The 6,054-nt window shown below is 68.6% G+C and carries 6 protein-coding genes; 3 read left to right on the top strand and 3 right to left on the bottom strand.

Features of this window, described 5'->3' with window-relative positions:
• Nucleotides 1-3: 3 nt before the first annotated feature.
• The 3 genes from VLG41_RS15320 to VLG41_RS15310 all read right to left on the bottom strand — a co-directional run bounded on the left by VLG41_RS15320 (nucleotide 4) and on the right by VLG41_RS15310 (nucleotide 2,869).
• Nucleotides 4-795: a DUF1295 domain-containing protein gene (locus tag VLG41_RS15320; protein ID WP_325350259.1), complete on the bottom strand. Its 792-nt coding sequence runs from the start codon at nucleotides 793-795 to the stop codon at nucleotides 4-6.
• Nucleotides 792-1,880: a cyclopropane-fatty-acyl-phospholipid synthase family protein gene (locus VLG41_RS15315; protein ID WP_325350258.1), complete on the bottom strand. Its 1,089-nt coding sequence runs from the start codon at nucleotides 1,878-1,880 to the stop codon at nucleotides 792-794. The genes VLG41_RS15320 and VLG41_RS15315 overlap by 4 nt, the downstream gene beginning before the upstream one ends.
• Before the next feature lie 74 nt (nucleotides 1,881-1,954).
• Nucleotides 1,955-2,869, bottom strand: a complete 915-nt coding sequence (locus tag VLG41_RS15310) for a LysR family transcriptional regulator (RefSeq protein ID WP_325350263.1) — start codon at nucleotides 2,867-2,869, stop codon at nucleotides 1,955-1,957.
• 116 nt (nucleotides 2,870-2,985) lie between these two features.
• On the opposite strand from VLG41_RS15310, the gene VLG41_RS15305 reads away from it, so the two are divergent.
• From VLG41_RS15305 to leuD, 3 genes are read left to right on the top strand one after another with little or no spacing between them, the layout of a single operon-like run.
• On the top strand, nucleotides 2,986-3,954 hold the full coding sequence (locus tag VLG41_RS15305) for a tripartite tricarboxylate transporter substrate binding protein (protein WP_325350257.1): 969 nt from the start codon (nucleotides 2,986-2,988) through the stop codon (nucleotides 3,952-3,954).
• A gap of 28 nt (nucleotides 3,955-3,982) precedes the next feature.
• On the top strand, nucleotides 3,983-5,401 hold the full coding sequence (gene leuC / locus VLG41_RS15300; RefSeq protein WP_325350256.1) for a 3-isopropylmalate dehydratase large subunit: 1,419 nt from the start codon (nucleotides 3,983-3,985) through the stop codon (nucleotides 5,399-5,401).
• The gene (gene leuD, locus VLG41_RS15295) at nucleotides 5,394-6,035 is read left to right on the top strand and encodes a 3-isopropylmalate dehydratase small subunit (RefSeq protein ID WP_325350255.1); all 642 of its coding nucleotides are present in this window, start codon (nucleotides 5,394-5,396) and stop codon (nucleotides 6,033-6,035) included. The genes leuC and leuD overlap by 8 nt, the downstream gene beginning before the upstream one ends.
• Nucleotides 6,036-6,054: the final 19 nt, after the last annotated feature.

Here is a 6,054-nt window from a genome sequence, read left to right as displayed (position 1 = left end):
CGCTCATGGTGGCGCCGCCCGCCGTGGCGGCCAGGGTATGAAGGCACTGGTGCGCGCGATGTAGTCGCGGTAGGCGGGGCGGCGCGCGGCCATGTCCTGCTCCAGCAAGGCCACGCCGGACACGCGCAGCAGCAGCCAGGTCAACATCAGCGGCGACACCACCGTCCATGCGCCGGCCCAACCGGCGGCCGGCAGCGCGATCAGCCACAGGCCCCACCAGAAGCAGGCCTCGCCGAAGTAGTTGGGGTGGCGCGACCAGGCCCACAGGCCGCGGTCCATCACCGCCCCCTCGGGGCGCGGGCCGCGCAGGAAGCGCGCCAGTTGCACGTCGGCCACTGTCTCGATCAGCAGCCCACCGCCCGCCAGCACAAGGCCCAGGGCATCCAGCCAGGTGAGTGCCCCGGGCCGCCCCAGGGCGGCGAGCAAGGGCCAGCCCAGCACCCAGGCCAGCACGGCCTGCAGGCCGAACACCAGGTACAGGCTCTTGAGCCCGAAGCGCGCGCCGTGGCGCTCGCGCATGGCGCGGTAGCGGCGGTCCTCGCCATGGCCGCGGTTGCGCCAGCTGATGTAGAGGGCCAGGCGCAAGGCCCAGGCCAGCAGCAGGGCCAGCAGCAGGGCGTCACGTGGCTGCAGTGGGGGCAGCAGGGTCCAGGCGTACACGGCCACCGGTGCCGCCACCAGCAGCGACCACACGCGGTCGGCCAGGCTGGCGTCGCGCAGCGGCAGGCTCAAGGCCCACACCGGCAGCGCCACGGCCAGCGCGGCCAGCAGACCCTGAGCGGCCAGCGCGATCATGCGCGGCGCTCGAACAGGTAGTGGCTGACCCACCACTGGCCACCGTCCGCGTAGGCGAAGAGTTCTTCCACCGAGAGGAAGAACAGCCGCCAGCGCGCAAACCACACCCCGGCCTGCTCGCTGCCGTAGGCCTCCTTGAACAGCGGCATCAGCGCGTCGCGTTGCGCGTCCATGCGCTCAAGCCACGCGGCGGCCGTGCGCGCGTAGTGCCGGCCGTTCCAGCGCCACTGCTGCAGCAGGCGCAGACCGTCCTGGCAGCGCAGGGCCAGGTCGTCGCTGGGCATCATGCCGCCGGAGAAGAAGTGGCGGCTCATCCAGTCGCTGGCGTCGCGGGCCTCGAAGGCATAGGGCGCCTCGCGGTGGACGAACACGTGCATGAAGAAGCACCCGACCGGGTTCAGCCAGCGCGCCACCTTGGCGAAGGCCTGCGGCCAGTTGCGCAGGTGCTCGAACATCTCCACGGAGACGATGCGGTCGAAGCGCTGGTCGGTGTCGAAATCGTTGAAGTCCGCGGTGATCACCTCCAGGTTGCCCAGCCCGCGCGCGGCGGCCTGGGCCTGGATATGGCGGCGCTGCGAGTGCGAGTTCGACACGGCCGTGATGCGCGCGCCCGGAAAGCGCTCGGCCATCCACAGGCTCAGCGAACCCCAACCGCAGCCCAGCTCCAGGATGTGCTGGCCATCGGCCAGGCCAGCGCGCGCGCAGGTCTCGGCCAGCGCGGCGGCCTCGGCCTGCTCCAGCGTGTCCACGCCCGCGGGCCACCAGCAGCAGCTGTACTTGCGGTGCGGCCCCAGCACGGCGCCGAAGAAGTCGGCGGGCAGCTCGTAATGCTGTTCGTTGGCTTTCTCGGGCAGCGGGGCCAGGGGCGCGCTGGCTAGGCCGGCGTGGAACGCGGCCGTGGCCTCGGCGGTGGCCTCGGGGTCGCCGCTGCGCAGCTCGCTCAGGCGCTGGCGCAGCAGGTGGCGGATGCCCAGGCGCACGGCTGGGTCGAACACCAGGCCCTGCTCGACCCAACGGATGGCGGTGGCGGTGGCGGTAGCGGTGTCGCTGGTGGTGTCGCTGGCGGTGTTCGGGGCGAGGGACATGGCGAACCGGCGTCAGTGGGGATGGCGCTTCTACGCAAGCGGGCCATGGGCGGATCACCTCGCCCCGCAAGGCATCACCACCCGCCCTGGCGGCTCTTGCGGTGTCGCGCAAACACCGCCAGCAGGTGGTCCACCAGCGCCCGCGTCTTGGCCGACAGCAGGCTGCCCGTGGGAAAGCAGATGTGAATGTCCGCGGGCGGCAGGCTCCAGTCGGCCAGCACCGCCACCAGGCGCTTGTCACGCAACATGGGCGCGACATCCCACAACGAACGCATGAGGATGCCGTGTCCTTCCAGGGCCCAATGCAACACCGCCTCGCCATCGTTGCTGCTGAGCGGGCCGCGGACCTTCACGGTTTCGCGGCGCTCGCCCATCTGCAGGTGCCAGGTCCCGAAGGCCTCGTCGCCCTCGCGGATGAACAGGCACTGGTGGCTGCCCAGCTCCGTGGGCGTGCGCGGTGCGCCCATGGCCGCCAGGTACGCGGGCGTCGCGCAAAGAATCCGCTGGTTGTGGGCGAGCACGCGCGCCGAGAAGCGCGAATCGGGGAGGTCGCCGAATCGCACCACGGCATCCAGTCCGTGTTCGGCCATGTTGAACGGCTTGTCCTGCAGGCTCAACTGCACCTCGACGTCCGGGTACTTTCTCGAGAAACCGGACAGGGCCGGCGCGATGTAGCGCCGGCCAAAACCCAGCGTGGCGCCGATCTTCAGCAGGCCCCTGGGCGTGTCCTTGCCGCTGGCGACGCGCGCCTCGAGCGCTTCGATGTCGCGCAGCACCTTGGCGCCTTCGGACAGGTACAGGTCGCCCTCCGGCGTGAGGCTCATGCGGCGCGTGGTCCGCTGCAGCAGTTGCACGCCCAGCCGCCGCTCCAACGCCGCCAGGCGCTTGCTCACCGCGGGCGCGGTGACGCCCAGCTCCTGTGCGGTCGCCGCGAGACTCCCCAGGCGGATGAGCTGGGAGAAGAAGGCGAGGTCGGAGAACACGTCAATGGTCGTGATGGGCTTTATTGATAACCAAAAGGAACGAAAAACTTAATTCATTCGACTTTGTCGTTGTTTATCTCATAAGTAGCATAGGCCTTCCCATTCGCACACAGGAGACAAGCATGAAGAACCGCGCCCGCCTGAGCGCTTTGATGGCCATGTGCCTGGTGGCAGCGATGCCCGCCGCCGCGCAGACCTACCCCGAACGCCCCGTGAAGCTCGTCGTCCCGTACGCACCGGGCGGCAGCGCCGACATCACGGCGCGCCTGGTGTCCGATGAATGGGGCAAGGCCCTTGGCCAGTCCATCGTGATCGAGAACAAGGCGGGTGCCGGTGGCAACATCGGCGTCGATTCGGTGGCGAAGTCCAAGGCCGATGGCTACACCATCGGCCTGCAGACCGTGTCCCTGGCCATCAACCCGGGCCTCTTTCCCCGCATGCCCTACGACACCCTGAAGGACCTTGAGCCGATCGGCATGGTCGCCAGCTCACAGCACGTGCTGGTGGTCCATCCGGGGCTGCAGGCCGGCAACGTCAAGGAGCTGATTGCGCTGGCGAAAGCCCAGCCAGGCAAGCTCAACTACGGTTCAGCGGGCAACGGCAGCACGTTCCACATGTCGGCCGAACTCTTCAAGGCAGTCGCCGGCACGGACATCGTGCACGTGCCCTATCGCGGTGGTGGTCCGGCCCTCAACGACACGATCGCGGGCATGGTCAACATGAGCTTCCCCGTGCTGTCCGCGGCCCGGGGCATGGTGGAGTCGGGGCGCCTGCGCGCGCTGGGCGTCACGGGCCCGCAACGCTCGTCGCTGTTGCCGAGCGTGCCCACGATTGCCGAGGCGGGCCTGCCCGACTACAACTTCGAGACCTGGTTCATGGTGTTCGCGCCGGCGGACACGCCCAAGGCCGTCATCGACAAGCTCAACGCGTCGCTCAACCAGGCGCTGGGTTCGTCCGCGCTCAAGGAGCGCATGGTGCGCGAGGGCTTCGACCCCATCCCTTCGACGCCCGCGCAGGCCCGACAGCGCCTCGTCAAGGAAATGCCCATGTGGTCCAAGCTCATCAAGGACAAGGGCATCACCACGGAATGAGCGCAGACGCCAACAGCCAGGGCCCATCGTGACCTCGACAACCCTCTACAGAAAGCTGGTGGACAGCCACACCGTCAGCGTCATCGACGAGAGCAACGTCCTGTTGTTCTGCGACCTGCACCTGATGAACGAGTACACCAGCCCACAGGCCTTCACGGGCCTGCACGACCAGGGGCGCGGGGTACCGTACCCGGGCCAGAACGTGGCGGTGGTGAGCCACATCATTCCCACGCACCCGGATGCGGTGCGGGTCATCCAGGACCCGGCCTCGGCGCTGCAGGCCGCGAACCTCAAGCGCAACTGCACGCGGCATGGCATCCCCCTGTTCGACACCAACGACAAGCACCAGGGCATCGAGCACGTCGTCTCGCCCGAGCACGGGATGATCCGCCCCGGCATGGTGGTCATCTGCGGCGACAGCCACACGACCACCTACGGCGCGCTGGGTGCGCTCGGCTTTGGCATCGGCACCAGCGAGGTGGAACACGTTCTGGCGACCCAGACGCTGGTCTACCGGCTGGCCAAGGACATGCGCATTCGCGTGGAGGGCCAACTGCCGACGGGCGTGACCGCCAAGGACCTGGTGCTCATGATCATCGGAAGAATCGGCGCCCAGGGCGCGCGGGGCTATGTGGTCGAGCTGTGCGGTTCGGCCATCGATGCGCTGTCGATCGAGGCCCGCTTCACGCTGTGCAACATGATGGTGGAAGCGGGCGCGCGCGGGGCGCTCATCGCGCCGGACGAGAAAGCCAGCGACTACGTGTTGGCGCGCGCGGCCGACATCCGGGGCGCCCTTCGCGACCAGGCGCTGGCGCATTGGAAGACCTTGAGCAGCGACGCGGACGCGAGCTTCGACGTCGAACACCGGTTCGACGCAAGCGAGGTTTCTCCCCACGTGACCTGGGGGACCAGCCCCGACCAGGTGGTGCCGATCACCGGCCACGTGCCTCGTCCGGACGAGCTGACCGAGCCGAGCCAGCGACGCAGCGTGCAGCAGGCGCTGCGCTACACGCGCCTTGAGCCGGGTACGGCCCTGCAGGGCGTGCCGGTGCAGCACGTCTTCATTGGCTCATGCACCAATGGGCGTATTGAAGACTTGCGCGCCGTGGCGGAGGTGGTTCGCGGCCGTCGCGTGGCGCCGGGCGTGCGGGCGATGGTGGTGCCCGGCTCGGGTGCCGTGCAGGCCCAGGCAGAAGCCGAAGGCCTGGCGGACGTCCTCGTTCAGGCCGGTTTCGAATGGCGCAAACCGGGCTGCTCCATGTGTCTGGCGATGAACGACGACGTGCTGAGCGAGGGCACCCGTTGCGCGTCGACCACCAACCGGAACTTCGAGGGCCGGCAGGGGCGCGGCGCGATCACCCACCTGATGAGCCCGGCCATGGCCGCCGCGGCCGCCGTCACGGGCGTCATCTGCGATGTCCGGCTCATGGAAACGCATCATGTCTGAGGCCACGCACCACATCCAGGGGCGCGCAGCCGCCATCCGCATCGAGAACCTCGACACCGACCAGATCATGCCGAAGCAGTTCCTGCGCGGCATCGACAAGTCGGGGTTGGCGCAGGGGCTGCTGTACGACCTGAGGTACGACCCGACGGGCACGCCCCGCCCGGACTTCGTGCTCAACCAGCAAGGCCACCAAGGCGTGAACATCCTGCTGGGCGGGTCGAACTTCGGGTGCGGATCGAGCCGCGAACATGCGGTCTGGGGTCTCCAGCAGTTCGGCATCCGGGCCGTGATCGCACCCAGCTTTGGCGAAATCTTCTACTCGAACGCGATGAACAACCAGCTCATGCTAGTCATGCTTGCGCCACAGCAGGTGCAAGCGCTGATGGACGAGGTGGAGCGCGAGGGAACGCCCGTCGTCATCGATGTCGGTCAGCGGCGCGTCAGGAGCAAGAACCTGGACCTCGGCTTCTCGATCTCCGATCGGCACCGCCAGATGTTCCTCGAGCGCCTCGACGTCATCGGGCTGACGCTGCAGCAGCGCGAGGGCATCGCGGCGTTCGCGGAACGCCACTGGCGTCAGCAGCCCTGGTGCAAGGACGTGGCCAGCCAAACGCACCGGCGGCTCCAGACCTGAGCCGCACGCCCGACCGGTA

Origin of the sequence: Hydrogenophaga sp. (genome assembly GCF_035481345.1) — a bacterium.
In the GTDB taxonomy this organism is placed as follows: Bacteria; Pseudomonadota; Gammaproteobacteria; order Burkholderiales; family Burkholderiaceae_C; genus Hydrogenophaga.
Note: the sequence above shows the minus strand (reverse complement) of the source record. Positions and strands in the feature narration are given on the sequence as shown.